The sequence below is a fragment of the Algoriphagus machipongonensis genome (assembly GCF_000166275.1).
GTDB lineage: Bacteria > Bacteroidota > Bacteroidia > Cytophagales > Cyclobacteriaceae > Algoriphagus > Algoriphagus machipongonensis.
This window is the reverse complement of the sequence record NZ_CM001023.1, coordinates 2,891,863-2,914,398: the sequence shown is the minus strand read 5'-3', so window position 1 is coordinate 2,914,398 and position 22,536 is coordinate 2,891,863. Positions and strand designations below refer to the sequence as shown.

Genomic DNA, 22,536 nt, shown 5'->3' with positions numbered 1-22,536 from the left:
TTTTTGGTTTAGTCTTTAGAATCATTTTTGGGATTTACATAGGTCAAATGCTAAACCAAAACAAAAAGTTCAATGTCGGTGTATTTATTGTATGTACATTAAAAAATCATGACTTAAATCAAATTCTGGGGCTTAACTTTTAAAAATTAAGAGGTTCTTAATGGAAGGCTTTGAAGATTTTCTTTGATCCCAAGTTTCTAATGAAGACATTTTTATCCTATATAAAATGCCAAAAGGGCTTATTGTTTGGAATTATCCTGACTTGTGTTTTCTGCTTCTTTGATCCCATCACTGTCCCAAGCATGGTCATTTACAGAAAATTTCTTCATCAGTTCTCCGGAGAGAAGACTTTCCTGCATTTCGATCTGTTGCCTACTCCTTGAAATGTATTCTTTTTGATTGTTTTTGAATTTAACCAGTACTTTTAGAGCCTCCTCATCATAATCATGAAATTGCTTTGCCATACGGTGAACAGTATGAGCTCTAAAACCTAGTTTTTTCAGAACATCTTCTCCCATTTTGATGGAGGTATCCAAATGTTCCCTATAAATATTGGTAACGCCTTTATCCATCAACTCAAATGCGTCGTACCTGTTTTTTGCACGGATCATTACTTCCAGATGAGGGAATTCCTGCTTGCAAAGCTCCACTAGCTTAATACTGTACTCTGTATTGTCTAAGGCTGATATCAAAATATCGGCATCCTCAGCCCCAGCTGATTGCAATAATTCTGCTCTGGTACCATCTCCAAAATAGACTTTGAAACCCATTTTTCTTAAATATTCTATTCTTTCAGGATCTGAATCCAAAATTGTCGCTTCCACACCGCTTGCTCTAAGAAATCTTCCAAGTGTTGATCCGAAGTGTCCAAAGCCTATTAAAATCACTTTGTTCTTTTCCTGGAAGCTATCCATTTTTCCTTCTTTGTTTTCTGAATTCTTGGACATCAAGGGGATGATGAACTTATCAAAAACTAACATCAAAATCGGGCTAATGGTCATGCTAAGGGCTGTTACAGCCATTAATGTATCAGTAAGAGACTGATCGAAAATCCCTAGCTGCTGCGCAAAAGCATAGGTAACAAAGGAGAATTCTCCTACCTGAGAAAGTCCTATTGCAAACTTTAAATTTGAGGAAAATTGTAGTTTTTTGACTTTTCCTAAAACCAATAAAACCAGAGTTTTTAAAAGGATGATGCCGAATGTGATTGCGAATACGGTACTGGCCTCATTGAAAATTAGGGAGAAGTTAATGGTAGACCCCACAGCCATAAAGAAGAGTCCAAGTAAGAGTCCTTTGAATGGTTCCAAATCGGATTCAAGAGCATGTCTATAAGGAGAATTTGCTAGGATTACACCTGCTAAAAAAGCACCAAGAGCGGGGCTCAACCCAACTATTTCCATTAGGTAAGAAATACCAACAACGATCAATAATGCTGATGCTGTGAATAATTCCCTTAACCTGGTTTTGGCTACAAAGTTCAAGAGGGGGCCAAAACCATACCTTCCCAAAAGAACCACGATTCCTATAGCTCCAAAAATTGATAAAGTTTGAGCCCAACCAGGGAGACTATCAATAAGCCCATGCATTCCATCTGTATGCTCACCAGATATTTCAGGAACTGTTACGACCAATAAGGGTAAGATTGCCAAAATTGGAATCACAGCGATATCCTGCATCAGCAAAACTCCAAAGGACATTTTTCCTAAAGGGGAATTCATTTCGTTTCGTTCTTTTAGAGATTGAAGCACAATCGCAGTAGATGAAAGCGCCATGGAAAGTGCGATAGCTAATGAAATTTGCCATTGAATGGGAATCAATAATCCAATTACAAAAACCAATGCTGCGGAAACTAAGACCTGAGAAAGTCCAATGCGAATGATTAAATCTCTGATTTTCCAAAGGTTTTTAGGCTCTAATTCCAGCCCGATCAGAAACAGCATCATCACTACTCCAAATTCCGTAGCATGCATAATATCTTGGCCCTGACCTTCATTGGTAATAAATCCAAGCAAATAGGGGCCAATAAGAATTCCAGCCAATAAATAGCCCAAAACCGATCCCATTCCCAATCTTTTTGCCAAAGGGACGCAAATGATCGCGGCAATAATATAAATGACGGCGTTTGCTAAAAATCCATTCATATCGTGGAGGGGCTTGGTCTTAGTGGCCTTTGGATTGTCTCTGAATCACGAAGTTCCAGGATAAATTCTCTATAGTTTTTTGCCTTTTCTTGTAATTCAGGGTCGGTAATTTTAAAGGTGCCGGATAAATGAAATGGAGCCAGGTATTCCATAAGGCAAAGTTTTCCGGTCTGCTCAAAAGGCAGTAAAAAATCAATAAGTGGGTGTTCGTTTCTGCCCTCTCTGGAATAGGCAAAATCTGAACCTCCAGAAGTTACCGCATTCAATAAATATTTTCCTTTTAAATAAACTCCACCGGGACCGTATGCCCAACCAAATTCCAAAACCAAATCAATCCATTGTTTTAATAATGGAGGACAGGAATACCAATAAATAGGATGATGCCATATAACTACATCTGCCTGAAAAAGGGCTTCTTGCTCTTCTTGAATAGAAATATTAAAATCTGGGTATAGTTCGTACAAGTCCCTGATCTCAATATTTTCCAGATTGCTGATCGAATCAATCATCGCCTGGTTAGCCTCTGAATGTTCAAATTTAGGGTGAGCAAAAAGGATAAGGATGTTTCGCATTGCTATTGGAATAATTTATCCTTGAAAATCTATTTTTTGATGGGTTCCATCACAAAATGGCTTGTTTTTACTGCCTCCACACCGACAGAAAGCGGTGACTTTTGAATCTTTTTCTAATTCTCCCTCTGGTGTTTTGATCTTTAGCTTACCAAATATTAGTAATGGTCCATTTGGACTAACCTCCACATTTTTCGAATTGCCGGCTTCTGTAGGTTCCTCCTTTTCATTTCCTTGATAATAGTATCCTAAAGCTCCACTTGGACATTTGTCAATTTGTGTGGCAATATTTTCTGAGCTAGTCCCTTCGGCCTTAATCCAAGGTCTTCTATTGAAATCAAAAACCTCAGGAAGACCGCTGACACATTTTTTGGAATGGATACATTTATGGGGTTCCCAGGTAACAGTAATGTCACCATTGGAATATTCTTTTTTGATAGGATCAGCCATTTATAGAAGGATTTGAAATTTCATTATGAGGTAAGATAACCAAGAATTGGAAAATGGAGTTCTGTTGAATTTGAAGTTTAGAAGATTATTAGCAAAGGTTTTAGTGTCACAAACTTCTGTGCTAGTAATTTCTTGTGTGAGGATTTCACTCTTATTTTAAATGAAAAAACCAGCCATTTTAGTAGCTGGTTTGGTTATTAGTTTTGGTTAAATCACATTTTCAAATTCTCCATTTCTAGAAGTTGAGGTTGAAAGGGTTGTTCATAAAGGCGTTTCCCAGTGGCCTTATATAGGGAGTTACCCAACGCCGCAAAAACAGGAGGGAAGAGAGGTTCGCCTAGCCCAGTTGGATCTTCTTTGCTGTCTACGAAATGCACTTCGATTTTTTTCGGAGCTTCTTTATGTCGAATCATTCGATACGTATCAAAGTTTTTCTTGGCCGGAACACCATTTTCAAATGCCATTTCTCCATAGAAAGCATTTCCTATTCCATCTACAATCGCACCTTCACCCATATTAGCTGCTGCATCAGGGTTTACTACGATACCGCAATCCACAGCGGCATAAACATTTTCAACTACTAGTTGTCGGTCTTTAATGGTGATGTCTACCACTTCAGCGACATAAGAATTATGGCAGAAATAAGCAGAAACTCCTCTGGAAATTCCTGAAGGTACATTTGACCAGTTGGATTTCTCTCTAACTAATTCTAGTACTCCTGCATATCGCTTAGGGTCATAGTCATTATTTTCACCTACGGGATTGGTTTCAGCTCTTTTTAGCAATTCCAATCGGAATTCAATGGGATCTTTGCCCATTTCTTCTGCTAATTCATCCAAAAAGCTTTGCTCAGCGCCAGCAATAAAGTTAGATCGGGGAGCTCTAAATGCACCGATGGTAATATTGGATTCTATTTGCCATCCCTCGGCCAGGTAATTGTCCAAAGCTCCTGCGGGGAATCTATTGGCATGAATAGGTGATTCTGGAATCCCTCCAGCTTTTACGTGTAGTGCCAGAAGGTTATTTTCTTCATCCAAAGCAGCTCTATAAGTGGCAGAGTAGGTAGGTCTATAAACGCCTGCACTCATATCATCTTCACGGGTGTAGACCATTTTTACTGGTGCTTGGATTTTTTGGGAAATCAAAGCAGCCTCCGTCATATGGTGGCTGTAGGCTCTTCTACCAAAGCCTCCGCCCATTCGGGCAAGATTTATCTGGATATTTTCTTTTGGTATGCCAAGGCTGGCAGACAAGGTATTAGCTATTAAATCAGGGGCTTGAGTTGGTCCATAAATAACAGCTTTATCTCCTTTGACATCAGCAAAGCAATTCATGGGTTCCATGGTATTATGTGCCAAAAATGGAGCTGTATAAGTCCTTTCCAGTACTTTTGCTGCCTTTTTAAATGCTCCCTCAGGATCTCCATCTTTCCTTAATACATTGCCTGGCTTGGAAATGTATTCTGCCATTTTAGCTTTGTGCGTACTGGAATTTTCCAATCCTCCAGGTACTTTGATGTCCATATTTTGTCCACCTCTTCCTGCCATCGGGTAAGTACTTTCTGGTGCTTTTTCCCATTCGGCTTTCAAGCTTTTCTTTGCTTGTAAAACTTCCCAGGTAGAATTACCGACTATGGCAATAATTATTGGGAAAGTCGTGGTATCAAAGAAGTTGCGGCCATAATCATCCTTGAATATTTTCACCTCAAATGCATCTTGAATTCCAGGCATAGAAGTGACCGAACTTTTATCAAATGATTTAAGCTGCATTCCAAAAGCTGGAGGATGTACGATGGCTGCGTACTTCATTCCATCTACTTTATGGTCTATTGCAAACATGGCTTTTCCGGTAACGATTTTATTACCGTCAACATTCTTTTTGGATTTTCCTATAATCTTAAAATCAGATATTTCTTTTAGTTTAATGGTTTCAGGGTCTGGAGCTTCTAAGGTTCCAGCTAAAGAAGCCATTTCACCATATCCCGCCTTTTTACTAGAGCCTTTATGTTCTACATTTCCGTTATTTGTCGTGATTTCTGTTGAAGGGACATTCCAAGTTTGGGCAGCTGCATTTACTATTAATTGTCTTGCTGTGGCACCAGCAGTTCTAAGTGGCATCCAACCCGAACGAATTCCCTGACTTCCTCCTGTAAATTGACGATCAAATCTTTCTGGATAAAAATCTGCTTGTTCTACGAAAACATTTTTCCAGTCTATATCCAATTCTTCCGCTAATAGCATAGGAAGAGAAGTTTTAACATTGGATCCGAACTCTGGGTTGGGGTTGAATAAGGTGACAGCACCATTTTCTCCAATCTTGATATAGCTATTTAACTCAAACCATTCATCTGGCATGGTTAACACTTGTTCAGGAGTAGGTTTACATCCTGCCAACCAGCTAAAGCTTAGCATCATTCCACCTCCTGCAAGTGTAGACACTTTCAGAAATGATCTTCTATTTATTTTTTTATTTATCGATGTCATGATCTCTGGGGTTAGGCTATTTTAGAGGCTGTTTTGATAGCTGCTTTGATTCTAGTATAAGTTCCACAACGGCAGATATTCCCATTCATGGCATTGTCAATATCCTCATCACTTGGGCGTGGGTTCTCTTTTAGCAAAGCTACCGCAGACATGATTTGGCCTGCTTGGCAATAGCCACATTGAGGCACATCGTGTTCTAACCAAGCTTTTTGAACGGGGTGATCCCCATTTTCAGAAATTCCTTCAATCGTAGTAATTTCAGAATCTTTAGCAGCAGATATAGGAAGTTGACAAGATCTAACAGCAGCACCATCCATGTGTATGGTGCAGGCTCCACATTGAGCAATACCACAACCAAACTTAGTCCCAACCATATCAAGATGATCTCTTAATACCCATAGCATAGGAGTGCTTGGGTCCACGTCTACGCTCAGGGTTTTGCCGTTAATTTTTAGATTATATTCTGCCATTGGATTTGTATTTGTTTCTAAGTTAGCTAATTATCAAAGTTCATTGCCTATGAAAATCAAAATAACTTAATAAATCAAACTTTGATTTCTGTTTAGAAAATATAAAAATTTTCTCCTCAAAGACTTGGACTCTCTACTAGCAAACTCTATCTAAGTAATATAGTTTTTGACCTATTTTGAAAAACAATTCTGATATAGAATATCGTGATCGAATTTCTTTTACCTCATGTACTTTTCAAGCTTATTTTGAGTCACACCTTATACGTAGGGTTTGGAAAGGAAAGTATTGAAAAAATATAATCAACTGGTTATAAACAGTTTTTAATTAAAGGAGCATCTGACTTAAAGTAGAACTTCCTTTAGGCAATTTGATGAATATTTCATACACTTATAATATAGTTAAGAAACTTCAAGTAAACTTAAATTCAATTTTTTTCAACTCCATTCTCATGTTTCAAAATCCACTTTTTATATTAACTGCCTGTTTGACAGGTGTCAATGGAAAGTTTTGGAGGTACCCACTGAAGATTCATTACTTTCAATTTTCACAGTAGAACAATTTATTTAATAACCCATAACCTATTTAACCTATGAAAAAACATTCTCTTATTCTGGCTGTACTCTGGATTTGCAGCATTTCCTTTTGTTATTCACAATCAAGCACTACAGAAATTAAGGAAGATTTTAAACCTTCCTCTAAAAACCAACCGGGTAAAGAATACCCACAAGTTAATTCTCAAGGATATGCAAGGTTTAGAGTCGAAGCTCCAAAGGCTCAAAGTGTCAATGTAAGTCTGGGGCTTGGAGGACAAGGAGGAACAGATCTTACCAAGGATGCCGATGGAGTATGGACTGGCACCACAGCCGGACCGATGGATGAAGGATTCCATTATTATCATCTGACTATTGATGGTGGAGTTTTTAATGACCCAGGAGCAAAGAATTATTACGGGTCTACCCGTTGGGAAAGTGGAATAGAAATACCCGCCCACGATCAGGAATTTTATGCACTGAAAGATGTTCCTCATGGCAATGTGCAGCAAATTCTTTTTCCTTCACCTAGCACCAATACCTCCAGAAGAGCATTTGTATATACTCCTCCTGGATATTCTCAGGAATCAGAAAAGCGCTACCCAGTTCTTTATCTTCAGCATGGCTGGGGAGAAGATGAAACTGCCTGGAGTAATCAAGGGCATGCCAATTTGATTATGGATAATTTAATCGCTGAAGGAAAGGTAGAGCCTTTCCTGATCGTGATGACCTACGGTATGACCAACGAGATCAAATTCGGAGGTTTGAGGGATTTCAAAATTGAGCCCTTTCAGACTGTGTTAGTGGATGAGTTAATACCTTATGTTGATGCTAATTTTAGAACTCTTTCCGACCGGGATCATCGCGCTATGGGGGGACTTTCTATGGGAGGTATGGAGACTCATAGGATTACTTTGAATAAGCCAGAAGTATTTTCCCGTTATGCTTTACTCAGTGGTGGAATCTATACCCCTGAAGAATTGAATGATTCTTTAAAACCGGATTTGATCTTTATCAGTGCTGGTAGTAAGGAAAATCCTGATAGAGTGAAAAACGCGGTGTCTGCTCTACAGGATGCAGGTTATCAGGCAGTATCTTTTGTATCAGAGGGCACGGCACACGAGTTTCAAACTTGGAGAAGAAGTTTATATGAGCTCGCGCCTATGTTGTTTCAAACGAAATAGTGCAAAAGCATTATAGAATTCATTTCTGCTTTACATTGATATGAAAAGTAGAGCAAAAAAGAATTTTTTGAAAAAGCCACATATCCCATAATTCTAGCGATATGTGGCTTTTTTTGATGATCTAGCAATGTACAATGACACAATCATCAGGTTTGATTTTTTTTAGTTTTTATTACCAAGCATAGCTTAATCTTGGTCTTACTTGAATATACACTAGGGTACAGGATACTACTTTAATTCCAAAAATCTATCTTAGAGAATCATCAAGTCATCCTTTTTTGATGGGGGTTGATTTTACTGAGTCAATTATTAATTACCCAATTTAATGAACAAATTCATAGCAATAATCTGCCTTTTTTATATTCCCTTTAATGCCACAAAGGTATTTTCTCAGGAAACAAAATCACCCCTCAACAGGCCTAATATTATTTTTATTCTAACGGATGATCAGCGATTTGATGCTTTGGGTTATGCTGGAAATCAATTTGTTCAAACACCAGAGATGGATAGGCTAGCGGAATCTGGAACCTATTTCGAAACAGCAATAGTGACTACTCCCATTTGTGCTGCCAGTAGGGCGAGTTTATTTACAGGTTTATATGAGCGAGCCCATAATTTCAATTTTCAAACGGGAAATATCCGAGCTGAATACATGGAAGAATCCTATCCAACTATCTTAAAAAATAGCGGCTACTATACTGCTTTTTTTGGGAAATATGGGGTGAGATATGATAATCTAAATAATCAGTTTGACGAATATGAGTCTTATGATAGAAATAATCAATATCCCGATAAAAGAGGCTATTACTTCAAAACTATAGCAGGAGATACTGTTCACTTGACTAGATATACTGGACAAAAGGCGCTTGACTTTATAGATAAGGCTCCTGAAGATAAACCATTTAGCCTATCCTTAAGCTTCAGTGCTCCTCATGCTCATGATGGTGCACCCGATCAATACTTTTGGCAAACCACAACCGACCCCTTACTTCAGAATACGACAATTCCAGGCCCTGATTTGGGAGAAGATGAATTTTTTCAAGCTCAACCCCAATTTGTTAGAGATGGGTTTAATCGATTAAGATGGACATGGAGATACGATACAGAGGAGAAGTATCAGCATAGTTTGAAAGGATATTACCGTATGATTTCAGGTATTGATCTGGAAATTGCCAAAATCCGTGAAAAGCTTAAGGAAAAAGGACTGGATAAAAATACAGTAATCATTGTGATGGGAGATAACGGGTATTTCCTTGGCGAGCGCCAATTGGCTGGAAAATGGTTGATGTATGATAACTCCATTCGAGTTCCTTTGATTATTTATGACCCACGTTCAGGCAATCATCAAGATATTAAAGATATGGTACTCAATATTGATGTGCCTGCCACAATTGCTGATTTAGCGGGGGTGGAAACTCCCGAAAGTTGGCAAGGGAAAAGCCTGATGCCTATAGTGGAAGGGAAAAGCCAGAAAATCGGTAGAGATACAATTCTGATTGAGCATATATGGGAGTTTGAAAATATCCCACCCAGTGAAGGAGTTCGAACTGAGGAATGGAAATATTTCCGATATGTCAATGACAAGAAAGTAGAAGAGCTCTATCATTTAGTAGATGACCCTAAGGAGATAAATAACCTGATAGATGATCCAGAATATAAGGACATAGCGATAAAACTTCGCTCTAAAACTGACGAACTGATAAGTAAGTTTGGCAATAAATTCAGAGAAGCCCCATCTAACCTTACTGTTGAACTCATCCGAAAGCCACAAAATGCTGTTGAAGTTTTAGACACTCAACCGGAATTTGGATGGAAAGTATCAGACTATTCTAAAAGCCAATCCGCATATCAAATATTAGTCAGTTCCAGTGAAAAGCTAATCGAGACAAATACCGGGGATGTTTGGAATAGTGGCCAAATAAGATCAGGGAGCTCTTCTAATGTAGAATACAAAGGGAATCCTCTGGAAAGTGGCAAGACATATTATTGGAAAGTTAGGATTTGGGATGAAGAAAATCGCTTGGTTGATTATTCAGTACCTCAACAATTTACAATTGCTGAAAATGATGATGTCATGCTTTCTACGGCCAATATTCAAGATGTGTCTAAAATCCATCCCAAGGTTTTAGAAAAAAATAATGAGGTGTTTTTTATGGATTTTGGTAAAGCAGCTTTTGCCACATTGGAAATTAATTACGAAACTGATCAGGCTGATACGTTGATTTTTAGAATTGGCGAAATGGCAGATGGAAAGAGGGTCAATAAGAATCCTCCTGCAAAAAGCCATATCCGATATCAAGAAATAGCTGTGCCCGTTGAGCCAGGGAAAATAAGTTATCAATTGCCCTTAAAAAAGGATAGCAGAAATACACTTCCAGGTATGGCTCTTCCCTTGCCGGAGGGAACTCCAGTATTGATGCCGTTTAGATATGCTGAAGTTGAAGGAGCAAAGGGTGAGTTAAAAACAGATGACTTTACCCAGTTGGCTTATCACACTTATTTTGACGAAGAGGTAAGCGATTTTATAAGTTCAGATGATATTCTCAACCAAGTCTGGGAATTATGTAAATATACCATCAAGGCAACCTCTTTTAATGGACTCTATGTGGATGGAGATAGAGAAAGGATTCCTTATGAATCAGATGCTTATATAAACCAACTCAGTCATTATGGAGTGGATGCAGAGTACGCCATGGCCAGAAGGACGATTGAGTACTTTATGAAGCATCCTACCTGGCCCACCGAGTGGCAGCAACATGTGGCAATGATGTTTTATGCAGACTACATGTACACCGGAAATACGGAGCTTATTAAGAAATACTATGAGCCTCTGAAATATAAAACACTCTATGAGTTGGCAAATGAGGATGGTCTAATCACTTCTACCAAAGTAGATCATGAATATATGTTGAAACTTGGGTTTAAAGAAGGTTATAGTAAGCCATTGGCGGACATTGTGGATTGGCCTCCACCCGAGTTCAATGGACAAGTAACTATGGGAGAGCAAGACGGTTTTGTCTTTAAGCCATACAATACTGTGATAAATGCTTTCTATTACGAGAATATGAGAATCATGGCGGAATTTGCCCAAATCATGGGGAAACCGCAGGAAGCGCTGGAATTTGAATACCGGGCTGCCAAAGTGAAAAAATCGCTCAATGAGCAAATGTTTGATTCTGAGAAAGGGGTATATGTGGATGGAATCGGTACAGATCATGCTTCCTTACATGCTAACATGATGCCTTTAGCTTTTGGGATGGTACCTGAGGAGTTTAAAGAGTCCGTTTTGGAATTCATCAAATCCAGAGGAATGGCATGCAGTGTTTATGGTTCGCAGTACTTAATGGATGGACTCTACCGAGCGGGAGAGCAAGATTATGCATTATCACTTTTGGTGAATAAAAGTGACCGGAGTTGGTATAATATGATACGACTGGGTTCCACAATTACACTTGAAGCCTGGGATAATAAATACAAAAATAATCTGGATTGGAACCATCCATGGGGAGCTGTTCCTGCCAATATTATCCCTCGTGGTTTATGGGGTATAAAGCCTAAAATTCCTGGTTTTGGAGTTGCTCAAATCATGCCACAAATGAGTACGCTGAAATCAAGCTCTATTGAAGTTCCCACTGTTTTGGGATCCATTAAGGCAGATTATGTTTTCAACAATGCAAGATTGCAAACCTATGAAGTAGAAATACCGGCAAATATGGTGGCTGAATTTTCTTTATTTGAATTGGAGGGTAGGGATGTGATTCATAATGGTGAAAAAGTTGCCACTGCATTTGGATCAATCAGACTCGAGCCGGGTAAGCATACCATCTTATTGAAAGTCAATTCCTTTTAATTTTTGAAGTATGCCAATTTCAATATTCTTCAAAAAGAAAAGAAGAGAAAATCTTGTTACTCACCCTATAGAATATAGAGCAAAAGTGGGGTGTTTCCCTAAAATTGAGAAGTAGAATTAGCTGTGATTGGCCTGTTTTGCAAGTTTTAGATTGATAGTAATTAGGGTTAAAATGAATGATTAGAAATGAAATATTATTTAAAGCTATTATTCTTCGTTTTTGTATTTAATACTTCGAATTCTTTTTCCCAAAACGATAAAAAAAGTGATTCTCCGAATATAGTTTTTATTGCTAGCGATGATTTGAATGATTGGATTGGAGTGTTAAATGGGCATCCTCAAGTCAAAACGCCCAATATTGACCGCCTAGCAAATAGAGGGACATTATTTACTAATGCACATGCTCAAGCACCACTATGTAATCCATCCAGAGTAAGTATTCTTACAGGATTAAGACCTACCACCACCGGGATTTATGGATTGGCACCCAGGCATAGAGAGGTAGAAAGAACAAAAGAGGTGGTTACTCTTCCTCAATATTTTGAGAAGAGAGGATATAGAACCTTATCCACCGGGAAAATTTTTCATGGTGGAATTACCCCAACAGAAAGAGCGATAGAGTTTCAGGACTGGGGACCCGATGGGGGACATAGACCATTTCCTCCCTCTAAGATTGTTAAAGCCCCTTTGGATATGATTGATCATCCGCTGATTGATTGGGGAATATATCCAGTGGAGCATGATTCTATAATGGATGATTATAAAGTTGCATCTTGGGCGGTAGAGCAAATAAATGAAATCGGTAAAGGGGGAGATAGCAATCCTTTTTTCCTAGCAGTTGGTTTCAATAAACCGCATGTTCCTCTTTACACCTCTCAAAAGTGGTTTGATCTTTACCCGAAAGATGAAATAATTCTCCCATTGGCACCATTTGGAGATAGAAATGACATACCAGATTTTGCATGGAATTTACATTGGTATTTACCTGAACCTAGGCTTTCATGGCTTATCGCAAACCAAGAATGGGAAAATAAAGTAAGGGCCTATTTAGCAACAATAAGTTTTATGGATGCTCAAGTGGGGAGAGTTTTGGATGCATTGGAGGAAAATAACCTGACGGAAAATACCATTATAGTTTTTTGGTCTGACCATGGGTATCATTTAGGAGAAAAGGATATTACTGGTAAAAATTCTCTTTGGGAAAGATCCACTCATGTTCCCTTAATATTCGCTGGTCCTGGAGTGTCAAAAGGAGCCATATCCTCGCAGCCTGTGGAGCTTTTGGATATTTACCCAACATTAGTGGAAATGGCGCTCCTATCTAAAAATGATGCAGTTGAAGGAATCAGTTTGAAACCACAGCTCGAAGATGCCAATGCTAAAAGAACAAAGCCTGCAATTACAACCCATAACCCTGGAAATAACGCAGTGCGAACAGAAAGGTGGCGATATATTAAGTATGCGGATGGATCAGAAGAATTGTACGATCATTATAGAGACGATGAGGAATGGTCAAACTTAGCCTATCTAGATGAATATAGAGAGTTGAAAGCAGAGCTCTCCAAATGGTTGCCTAAGACAAGCGCCCCATTGGCAGAAGGGAGTAAGCATAGGATTTTATATGAAAAGGACGGTGTTTGGTATTGGGAAGGGGAACCTATTTTATTTGATGAACTCATTAAATAAAATAAAAAAAATGAGTTTTATTAACCTCAAATAACGCCACAGTTTCTTGCAAGATTTACCATTTCACTGGAGGTATTGCATTTGGTTTTTTTTAACATATTTCTTCGATGCGTATTGATGGTATGAAAGCTTAGGTTTAATTTTTCTGCAATATGTTTACTAAGCATACCCTCACTGATCATCTTCAAAATTTTGATTTCCTTCGATGAAAGCATTCTCAAGTCGTTTTTTAAAGGGTATTTACAAGTATTTCTGATTTTATATTCGCCTAAAGAATCATATTTTCCTACGTATAGATTCATGCAATCCCCAATTTTCATAGCTGTAATATCTGTATAGCTACTAAATGAAAGAGTTGGGGCACCTTTCTCATTTGTGGAAATAAAATTAACAGATTGCAATAACCATCTGTATTTATCATCCTTTCCTCTACATCTAAACTCATTACAAAAAGTAAAGGACTTTCTTTCATGCATAGGGATTGAGTTATAAATTTTTAGGTAATCCGAGAAAATTTGGGATTGTCTAGGCAAATCATCCGGATGAATTAATTCCAATGCAGCGTTTAAACCTAATCGCACAATTTCATCTGGATTATTTTTGAAGTAGCCTCTTTCATTGATTGCAAACAAAAAATCCATGGTGCTATGGTCTATTAAAAGACAGGTATGGTAGGATTTTTTTAAATAGGATTTGATATCAAGGAGGTTGTCTGGATTTTGATTTTGCCTGCAAAAATTATTGCTCTCCGATTTGGCAATAAACTGCTTGATGTCACTAGGTTGAATCATGGCGAAAAAAATGTAATTGAAAATTTTAGATTTAAATAATAAGATTTATAAAGTTCTGAATATGAATGACCTAAAAATAGGACTACTAAATTACTTAATTTTGAGTATTTTTTAAAATACTGAAAATCAATACATTTAAAGTGAATTCATTTAAAAATTCAGGTAATCAATCACTTTTGCATTCGTACAAAGCAAAAGACTTTTTGCACCAGAAAAAATGCATTCTAAAATGATTGATTTTTAAAAATTTCTTTTGAAAGAATAAGCAATTTTTCAGTAAATGGCTTGACCTGATGAAAAAATCCCTAGGTTTTTTCAATCGTGATGAAGACTAGTTCTAGGTGTTGTGCTTTATTGAAATTGGGGTGAATTTTCTCCAATTGGAAAGCTTGTAACCTAAGGTGGTATGCTGATTTATTTAGTGTAGCTAATTAGAATATCAGTGAACCGATCTTTTTTCGGGTGTAATTTTTAAATGAATATTTAAACTTAACGCATTCTTGATCCATGATTTTTGAAGTTTTAAAAATATTGACGGATGAGGTGAACCAGAATTTTAAGGGATTAGAAATGGAGGATTCTGAGGTGGTTTTAAATAACGTCGCCTTGATTGATTCCCAACAAGACGTTGCCACAGAACTCCAAAATAAGGTGATCCTTTCTATGATTAATTTACGGGAAGAGGTCACGATGAAAAATTTCCCCAATAATGTTTTAGAAGGAACGAAGGTTACCTATAAGAACCCTAAACTCAATATTAACTTGTTTTTGATTTTTTGTGCGAACAGGACAGGTTATAAAAAGTCCTTAAGTGATCTCAGTAGGATTTTAGAATTTTTCCAACATAAAAGTGTTTTTACGCAATCCAATACCAGCTTTGATCGGGACTTGGAAGAAATGGAAAATGTTAAAAATTTCAGATTCACTATGGAGTTGTTTACTCCAACTTTTGAAGAGCTCAATTATATCTGGGGGACTTTAGGAGGAAGACAATACCCCTCGGTTTTTTATAAGTTGAATCTAATAGTCATAGATCGAGATGCTACCACTTCTGAAGAAGGAGTGATTACGAATATTCACAGAAACTACGAAACGCTATAATTTATGCAGGTTTCATCAAGCTTCAGATCGTTTTTAAAACTGGATATCCTTCATAGTTATTTTTTGAATGATGGTGAAAAAGATTTTAGCAGTATGAATGAGGAAGAGTCAAAAACTCAACTGAAATCATATAACTGGAAAGATTTTTTAGAGATCTATCCAAGCCAAAAAACATCTCATATGATGAGAGGGAATAAGATCTTTTTTAAATCCTTTAATGATTCAATAATACTTGCAATTAAAGTGGAGTCAGGTACAGAAAATCAGCCGTTTAACGAGCTTTATGAGGACGAGTCAATGACGTTTTTGTTAAGCTTGAAAGATCAATATTTTGGAAATTATACTGATCTGGATTTAGCTGATCAGCTTTTATATTTTTCTAATAAGACTCCGGTACTTCCAGAAGCTTTTACTTTCAAACCTATTGACCGAATAAATCAAAGCGGTACCGTGGGAGAAGAATATCTGTATGAAGGTGAAAATAAAAAGCATCTATTGGAGGAAGCCCATTTAAATCCAGGAGGTGGTGTATTGGGGATCATACAAATCTACATGAAAGGAGATACGCCAGTTTTAAGTTTAATAAACAATGACGGCACTCTAAAAAACTCCCTGCCTCATTTTAAGATTCATTTTAGCAACAGAAAATCTACTTGGAAATATATTAACCTAAAAGACGATTTCGAAACTGAAACCAAAAAGGACTATCCACTGACCAAATTCGGTTTTATCCTATTGGACAAAAAGTCGGATTTCATTAGTCCTCCTGCTCATTTTGAAAAATATGTATTCCCAAATCCAGATGCACGAAGGATTAAGATAACCCCCACCAAAAATTATTCAGAAATATTCATTTAAACCTTTTTTACTATGGCAACTTATAAAACACCAGGTGTCTATATAGAGGAAATAACCAAATTTCCCCCCTCTGTAGCACAAGTAGAAACCGCAATCCCAGCTTTTATAGGGTATACGCAGTTTGCAAGAACGAAACCTTCTGTGGATTCAGATGATTTAATTTTAAAGCCGAAGAGGATTTCATCGTTGCTCGATTTCACTACCTATTATGGAGGAGCTCAGAATGAACAAGGGATTACAGTAAAGCTGACTGACACTTTGATTGAAGGTGCCGAGAATAGGACGATAAATGTACCGGAACCTACATTTAAATCTCCTTACCTCATGTTTTATTCCCTTCAGATGTATTTTGCAAATGGAGGTGGGCCATGTTATATCGTATCTACGGGAGTTTATGATGATTGGAGCGATTCCGAAACTCCACCGACCATTAATTTCAGTGACTTAGAAAGTGGACTTGCTGTGATTAGAAAGGAAGATGAACCTACCTTACTATTATTTCCGGATGCCACGAATTTGCCTACAGACGATGAGTTTTACTCTCTGTATAATAGTGCATTAATGCAATGCAACGATCTGCAGGATAGGTTTACCATTTTGGATACTTACTCAGACCAAACTTACAATGATGGTGTAGAAGATCTTGATCCTATTCCCGCTTTGAGAAATGGAATCAATTTGACAAAAGATTACCTGAAATATGGTGCAGCATATTATCCTTTTGTTCAAACAATTCTCAACTATCAATACAGCGCAGATGAAATCGTCATTCAGCACCTGTCTTATAATCCTAATGCTATTGCTACAGCACTGGATAATTTGAATGCGGTAAATGGCCCCACTTTTATAGATGCCATATTAGATGACTTGAGAGACTTGTCTTTGCCTGATATATCTGGAGAAATTTCGGATGCAGTGGGCTTCATGTATGACGATGTTGATGGATTTGATATTGATGGGACTTTCACTACCAATTCTGTTAAGGTGGCAAATTTTGCCTCTCTTGTTGAATCAGTATTGTCTACGCTCAATGAGCTTATTGATGCCAAAGAAGAGATAAACAAAGATGTCAATTCAGCCATTGCTTCCTCTGAAGAAGATAATGCCATAAAAACAGCTATTTCAGATGCTTTGGATGTTTTTAATGAGGACTTTGAAGGTGCAGATAAAATTGAGTCTGTTGCTAAAAATCTCTCCGATCTTTTAATCAAGATCAAACAAGCAGATACTAATACAAAAGTAGAAAATGTCCTCTCAATCAATGCCCTGAATTTTTCTGCCGAATTTGAAAAATTATTGACTTATGATGTAAATACTGGCTTAACAGCTAGCGTTACATTGGACCTTTTTGCGAATATAGGAACTAGGTTGGACGATATCATTGCAGCTGTAAGCGCTGCTGAACCAATCGATGTAAACAATGGAAAACTCAATGGCCGACTTTTAAGTGATATTGAGCCATTAGACAATGCAACTTATAATACTATTCTTTTAGAGATCAATAGTCATAAAGTGACTTTGCCTCCAAGTTCATCTATGGCTGGGGCCTATGCCCGGGTAGATAACGATAGAGGTGTTTGGAAATCACCAGCCAACATAGGCTTGAATTATGTGTCCAAGCCTAGTGTCACTGTTTCTCATGAAGAGCAGGAATCAATGAACGTTCATGGAACAGGTAAATCAGTGAATGCGATTCGATCCTTTGTAGGAAAAGGAACCTTGGTTTGGGGAGCGAGAACTCTAGCCGGAAATGACAATGAATGGCGATATATTTCAGTAAGGAGGTTCTTTAACATGGCGGAAGAATCTATTAAAAAAGCTACTGAACAGTTTGTCTTTGAGCCAAATGATGGGAATACCTGGGTGAGGGTTCGAGCAATGATTGAAAACTTCCTTATTCTTCAATGGAGAGCTGGAGCTTTAGCAGGAGCGAAACCTGAGCATGCATTTTATGTAAAAGTAGGTCTTGGTCAAACCATGACAGCCCAAGACATATTGGAAGGAAACATGAATGTTGAAATAGGATTGGCGGTCGTAAGACCAGCAGAGTTTATCATTTTGAAATTTTCTCACAAAATGCAAGAGTCTTAATAAAGCAGCTTGACCTAGACTTTTGGAGGTCTGCTGCTTTTTAAAATCAAAATCTTTATCTCAATATTAAAATTTAACAATCATGAGCTATCCATTATCCAAGTTCCATTTCTCAGTAGAGTGGGGAGGAACAAAAATCGGATTTACCGAAGTTTCAGGTCTTGACCTAGAAACAGAAATCATAGAATATCGTCACGGAGCCAGTCCTGAATACAGCAAAATAAAAATGCCGGGAATGCAGAAGTTTTCAAATATCACCTTGAAAAGAGGAACCTTTAAAAGTGACAATGAATACTTTCAATGGTATAACACGATCAACTTAAACAAAGTGGAGAGACGAGATCTTACCATTAGTTTGTTGAACGAAGAACATGAACCGGTAGTAACCTGGAAAGTGAAAAATGCCTGGCCTTTAAAAGTTCAATCCACAGATTTAAAAGGCGACGGAAACGAGGTTGCTATTGAATCGATGGAATTGGCACATGAAGGTTTAGTCATTCAAAACGAGTAATACTCCATGGCTACATATTATCCCCCTTCAAGTTTTCATTTTCTGGTTGAATTCACCGGAATCGATGCTAAAAATAATGACCATGAATTTCAGTCTGTTTCTGGGCTCTCAGTGGATATTGACACGGAGGAGTTTGCAGAGGGAGGAGAAAATAGGTTTAAGCATAAGTTTCCGGTGAAGACCAAGTATCCTAATCTGGTGTTGAAAAGAGGGGTATTGGTTGATTCAAAGGTGATTTCTTGGTGTAGGGACGCAATAGAGGATTTTGAGTTTAAGCCAATTGACCTTACCGTAAAACTTTTAAATGAAGAGCACCAGCCATTGATGACTTGGAATGTCGTTCATGCCTATCCTGTAAAATGGAGTGTAGAGGACTTTAATGCTCAGGAAAGTAAAATGGCCATTGAATCTGTAGAACTGTCTTATAACTATTTCAAAACGATTGTCTGATGCCTATAGAAATTAAAGAATTGCATATAAAAATTACTGTGGATGATAGTAATAATGCAGGTCGAGGAGGGGCTTCTTCTGGTGAAGATAAGCAACAGCTCGTTGCTCAATGTGTCGAGCAGGTTCTAGATGTTTTAAAAAGCCAAAAAGAGCGATAAGTCATGAGTGAAGGTAAACTGGAAAAGCTAAGAATTGTAGCCTATAAGGATTCCAAATTCTCCGATGAAGTGGAGAATGGAGAGTTCATAACGCTGCTTAATCCCGAAAAATACAAGTTTCAATACAGGGTTGAGCAAAACGAAGATCAGGCTTCAGGGACTAGCTCAGCGCCTATACGATTCAACAAAATACTTCCTCAGACACTGGAATTCGATTTTTTGTTTGATCGAACGGGAGTCATTGCAGGTTATGAAGTAACAGAGGACGGGATCATAAATGACATAGATCACTTTAAAAAAGTGGTATACGATTACAATGGGGAAAAACATAAACCCAATTACCTGATGATTACCTGGGGTAGCCTTTTGTTTAAAGGCTACTTAAAGGAGATGGATATTGAATATAAGCTCTTTAGACCTGATGGTACACCTATTAGAGCCATGGCAACGACCAAGATCGGAGAGTTTGTAGAGGAGGAATTAAGAACTGCCCAAGAGAATAATCAATCTCCGGATATGAGTCATTACCGAACGGTAAAAGAGGGAGATACACTTCCTTTAATGACCTATCGAATTTATGGTGATTCAAAATATTATTTGGAAGTGGCTAAAGCCAATGGCCTAACCAACTTTCGAAGATTGAAAACAGGTACAGAATTGATTTTCCCACCCCTTCAAAAACAGAAGTAAATGAATAACAGCGGTACCATAGAGACAAGCCAAAGTGTGGACAGAGTAACCCATAAAATCTTGATTGATGGGAGTGAAATTCCTGGAACCTATCAAGTGAAAAGCATACAGGTTACGAAAGAGGTGAACCGAATCCCCACCGCACGCTTGGTTATCTTAGATGGAGATGCTGCTGAAAGAGATTTTAAAGTAAGTAATTCAGATCATTTTGTTCCTGGAAAGGAAATCGAAATTACGGTAGGATACCATTCAGATGATGAAACCATTTTTAAGGGAGTAGTCATTCGTCAAAACCTGAAAATCAGAAATAATCAATCCATCCTAATCGTGGAGTCACGAGATATGGCTGTGAAAATGACTCTCAGAAGGAAAAGTAAATATTTCTATGAGCTGAGCGATTCAGATATTTTGGAAGAGTTGATTAGTAACCATGGATTGGAGGCAGATGTAGCATCAACAGAAAACCAACATACTGAACTAGTTCAATACGATGTGACGGATTGGGATTTTATGATGTTGAGGCTACAAGCTAACGGGCTACTTTGCTTAGTTGACGATGGAAAGGTAAGCATTCAAAAACCTGATTTGAGTTCGGAAGCTCTGGAGACGGTTACTTTTGGAGCCACCATATTAGAGTTTGATGCTGAAATGGATGCAAGAAATCAGCTACCTAAAGTGGTTTCACAAGCATGGAACATGTCTGATCAAGAATTACTTGAGAAAGAAGGTGTAGACCCCTCACTGGAAACCAATGGAAATATTAGCTCTTCAGATCTTGCAAGTTTATTCGACCAAGAAGAAGAAGTCTTGCGCCATGGAGGAAGTAAAAAAGATGGCAGTTTGCAGGAATGGGCTAATGCGAAATGGACATTTCAGCAATTGGCAAAAACGAGAGGTAGGATAAAATTTCAAGGTATACCAACGGTTAAACCCGGAGTAAATTTGCTATTGGAAGGGGTAGGTGATCGATTTAATGGAAAAGTCTTTATCACAGGGGTTAACCATCAAATTTCAGAAGGTAATTGGACTGTAGATGCGCAATTTGGCTTGAACCCGGAATGGTTTTCTGAATCAGAGTCAAATATTCATACGCCTCCTGCAGCGGGACTTACCGCAGCAATCAGCGGTCTTCATGTGGGTTTGGTGACTGATTTGGAGGATCCAGATGGTGAGGATAGGATCAAGGTAAAAATTCCCATCATCAATAATGAAGAAGAGGGAGTTTGGTGCAGACAGGCTTTTCCAGACGCTGGAAATGAACGAGGGATAACGTTTAGGCCAGAAATTGAAGATGAAGTAATTGTAGGCTTCATCAATGAGGATCCCAATGATGCAGTTGTCTTGGGAATGCTCCATAGCAGCGCCAATCCAAATCCTATAGAAGCTTCAAATGATAATCATGAAAAGGGAATTCAAACCCGATCTGGCATTAAAATGATTTTTAATGATGAAAAGTCCATCCTCCAAATTGAAACCCCAACAGGAAACCTAGTGACTTTAGATGATGATGCAGGTAGTATCACCATTGAAGATCAAAACGGAAACAAAACTGTAATGGATAGTGATGGAATCACCATGGAGTCCGCCAAGGATATGAATTTGAAAGCTTCTGGTGATATCAATCTAGAAGGTACTAATGTCAACATCAAAGCGAATGCAGAATTCAAAGCCGAAGGTTCAGCGGGGGCTGAAGTTAGTACAAGCGCTGTTGCAGTTCTGAAAGGCTCGCTTGTTCAGATTAATTGATAAGAAATAGAGTGAATTACAACTTGAATAAAATTTTAACTAGATAAACCAATAAAGATGGGAATGCCAGCAGCAAGAGCTACCGATATGCATGTTTGTCCTATGGTAACAGGGGTTGTCCCTCATGTAGGAGGTCCTATTATGCCCCCGGGTGAACCCACCGTTTTGATTGGAGGAATGCCAGCTGCCAGAGTGGGGGACATGGCTACTTGTACGGGTCCACCAGATAGCATTGTCATGGGGTCATCATCTGTTTTGATTGGAGGAATGCCAGCAGCAAGATTAGGTGATTCAACCGCCCATGGAGGTAGTATAGTCTTAGGCGAATTCACAGTTTTAATTGGATGAGATGATGGAAAAAAGTAAAGATTTTTTAGGTACAGGTTGGGGATTTCCACCAGAATTTGAAACGAGTATTGGGCAGGTGAAAACCACCTCGGGTGTGGAGGATATTCAAAAAAGCCTGGAGATTCTCTTCAGTACCAAAATCGGTGAGCGAATCATGCAACCCACCTATGGGTGTAATCTGGATGAGCTGTTGTTCAGCCCAATCAATCGAACCCTCAAAACCTATGTTATTGAGCTGATAAAAAATGCGATTCTATACCATGAGCCTAGAATTGATCCTGAGAAAATTGATATCACTCAGGGCAATGAGATAGAAGGTGAGCTTCTTATCCACCTTCAATACATCGTCAGAGCAACCAATTCCAGAAAGAACATGGTCTATCCTTTTTATTTAGAAGAGGGTACTAATATTTAAAAAGTAAAGT

General features: G+C 38.2%; 19 protein-coding genes. 13 read left to right on the top strand and 6 right to left on the bottom strand.

Annotated features, from left to right (window positions below; translation table 11 throughout):
- Positions 1-239: 239 nt before the first annotated feature.
- The 5 genes from ALPR1_RS12160 to ALPR1_RS12140 form a co-directional block, all read right to left on the bottom strand.
- Positions 240-2,144, bottom strand: coding sequence for a monovalent cation:proton antiporter-2 (CPA2) family protein (locus ALPR1_RS12160; RefSeq protein ID WP_008201067.1), 1,905 nt, complete (start codon positions 2,142-2,144; stop codon positions 240-242).
- Positions 2,141-2,716 (bottom strand): glutathione-regulated potassium-efflux system oxidoreductase KefF, encoded by a 576-nt coding sequence (gene kefF, locus ALPR1_RS12155; RefSeq protein ID WP_008201065.1) that lies wholly within the window; start codon positions 2,714-2,716, stop codon positions 2,141-2,143. The genes ALPR1_RS12160 and kefF overlap by 4 nt, the downstream gene beginning before the upstream one ends.
- A gap of 15 nt (positions 2,717-2,731) precedes the next feature.
- Positions 2,732-3,163, bottom strand: a complete 432-nt coding sequence (locus ALPR1_RS12150; RefSeq protein ID WP_008201063.1) for a (4Fe-4S)-binding protein — start codon at positions 3,161-3,163, stop codon at positions 2,732-2,734.
- Positions 3,164-3,375: 212 nt separating this feature from the next.
- Complete coding sequence (locus ALPR1_RS12145) at positions 3,376-5,646, bottom strand: xanthine dehydrogenase family protein molybdopterin-binding subunit (RefSeq protein WP_008201062.1); 2,271 nt, start codon at positions 5,644-5,646, stop codon at positions 3,376-3,378.
- 11 nt (positions 5,647-5,657) lie between these two features.
- Positions 5,658-6,116, bottom strand: a complete 459-nt coding sequence (locus ALPR1_RS12140; RefSeq protein ID WP_008201059.1) for a (2Fe-2S)-binding protein — start codon at positions 6,114-6,116, stop codon at positions 5,658-5,660.
- A gap of 590 nt (positions 6,117-6,706) precedes the next feature.
- On the opposite strand from ALPR1_RS12140, the gene ALPR1_RS12135 reads away from it, so the two are divergent.
- From ALPR1_RS12135 to ALPR1_RS12125, 3 genes are all read left to right on the top strand, one after another.
- Positions 6,707-7,831, top strand: coding sequence for an alpha/beta hydrolase-fold protein (locus ALPR1_RS12135; protein ID WP_008201056.1), 1,125 nt, complete (start codon positions 6,707-6,709; stop codon positions 7,829-7,831).
- Positions 7,832-8,156: 325 nt separating this feature from the next.
- The gene (locus tag ALPR1_RS12130) at positions 8,157-11,681 is read left to right on the top strand and encodes a sulfatase-like hydrolase/transferase (RefSeq protein WP_008201054.1); all 3,525 of its coding nucleotides are present in this window, start codon (positions 8,157-8,159) and stop codon (positions 11,679-11,681) included.
- 186 nt (positions 11,682-11,867) lie between these two features.
- On the top strand, positions 11,868-13,367 hold the full coding sequence (locus ALPR1_RS12125) for a sulfatase (RefSeq protein WP_008201052.1): 1,500 nt from the start codon (positions 11,868-11,870) through the stop codon (positions 13,365-13,367).
- 26 nt (positions 13,368-13,393) lie between these two features.
- On the opposite strand, the gene ALPR1_RS12120 is transcribed toward ALPR1_RS12125, so the two are convergent.
- A complete protein-coding gene (locus tag ALPR1_RS12120) occupies positions 13,394-14,158 on the bottom strand; it encodes a LuxR C-terminal-related transcriptional regulator (RefSeq protein ID WP_008201050.1) in 765 nt (254 codons plus the stop codon).
- A gap of 507 nt (positions 14,159-14,665) precedes the next feature.
- Between ALPR1_RS12120 and ALPR1_RS12115 the strand changes: the two genes are divergently transcribed.
- The 10 genes from ALPR1_RS12115 to ALPR1_RS12075 all read left to right on the top strand — a co-directional run bounded on the left by ALPR1_RS12115 (position 14,666) and on the right by ALPR1_RS12075 (position 22,526).
- On the top strand, positions 14,666-15,259 hold the full coding sequence (locus ALPR1_RS12115; RefSeq protein WP_008201049.1) for a DUF4255 domain-containing protein: 594 nt from the start codon (positions 14,666-14,668) through the stop codon (positions 15,257-15,259).
- Positions 15,260-15,262: 3 nt separating this feature from the next.
- Positions 15,263-16,117, top strand: a complete 855-nt coding sequence (locus ALPR1_RS12110; RefSeq protein WP_008201048.1) for a hypothetical protein — start codon at positions 15,263-15,265, stop codon at positions 16,115-16,117.
- 12 nt (positions 16,118-16,129) lie between these two features.
- Positions 16,130-18,208 carry a phage tail sheath family protein gene (locus tag ALPR1_RS12105; protein WP_008201047.1) on the top strand — a complete coding sequence of 693 codons (2,079 nt, stop codon included), beginning with the start codon at positions 16,130-16,132 and terminating at the stop codon, positions 18,206-18,208.
- 82 nt (positions 18,209-18,290) lie between these two features.
- Complete coding sequence (locus tag ALPR1_RS12100) at positions 18,291-18,719, top strand: phage tail protein (protein WP_008201046.1); 429 nt, start codon at positions 18,291-18,293, stop codon at positions 18,717-18,719.
- 6 nt (positions 18,720-18,725) lie between these two features.
- Positions 18,726-19,169, top strand: coding sequence for a phage tail protein (locus ALPR1_RS12095; protein ID WP_008201044.1), 444 nt, complete (start codon positions 18,726-18,728; stop codon positions 19,167-19,169).
- Entirely contained in the window at positions 19,169-19,327 is a 159-nt protein-coding gene (locus ALPR1_RS20950) for a DUF5908 family protein (RefSeq protein ID WP_008201041.1), read from the top strand. The genes ALPR1_RS12095 and ALPR1_RS20950 overlap by 1 nt, the downstream gene beginning before the upstream one ends.
- A 3-nt stretch (positions 19,328-19,330) precedes the next feature.
- Positions 19,331-20,017: a CIS tube protein gene (locus ALPR1_RS12090; RefSeq protein WP_008201039.1), complete on the top strand. Its 687-nt coding sequence runs from the start codon at positions 19,331-19,333 to the stop codon at positions 20,015-20,017.
- Positions 20,018-21,763, top strand: coding sequence for a type VI secretion system tip protein VgrG (gene vgrG / locus ALPR1_RS12085; RefSeq protein ID WP_008201037.1), 1,746 nt, complete (start codon positions 20,018-20,020; stop codon positions 21,761-21,763).
- Between the two features lie 57 nt (positions 21,764-21,820).
- The gene (locus tag ALPR1_RS12080) at positions 21,821-22,111 is read left to right on the top strand and encodes a PAAR domain-containing protein (RefSeq protein ID WP_008201035.1); all 291 of its coding nucleotides are present in this window, start codon (positions 21,821-21,823) and stop codon (positions 22,109-22,111) included.
- A 1-nt stretch (position 22,112) separates the two neighbouring features.
- A complete protein-coding gene (locus tag ALPR1_RS12075) occupies positions 22,113-22,526 on the top strand; it encodes a GPW/gp25 family protein (RefSeq protein ID WP_008201033.1) in 414 nt (137 codons plus the stop codon).
- The last annotated feature ends 10 nt before the right edge of the window (positions 22,527-22,536 follow it).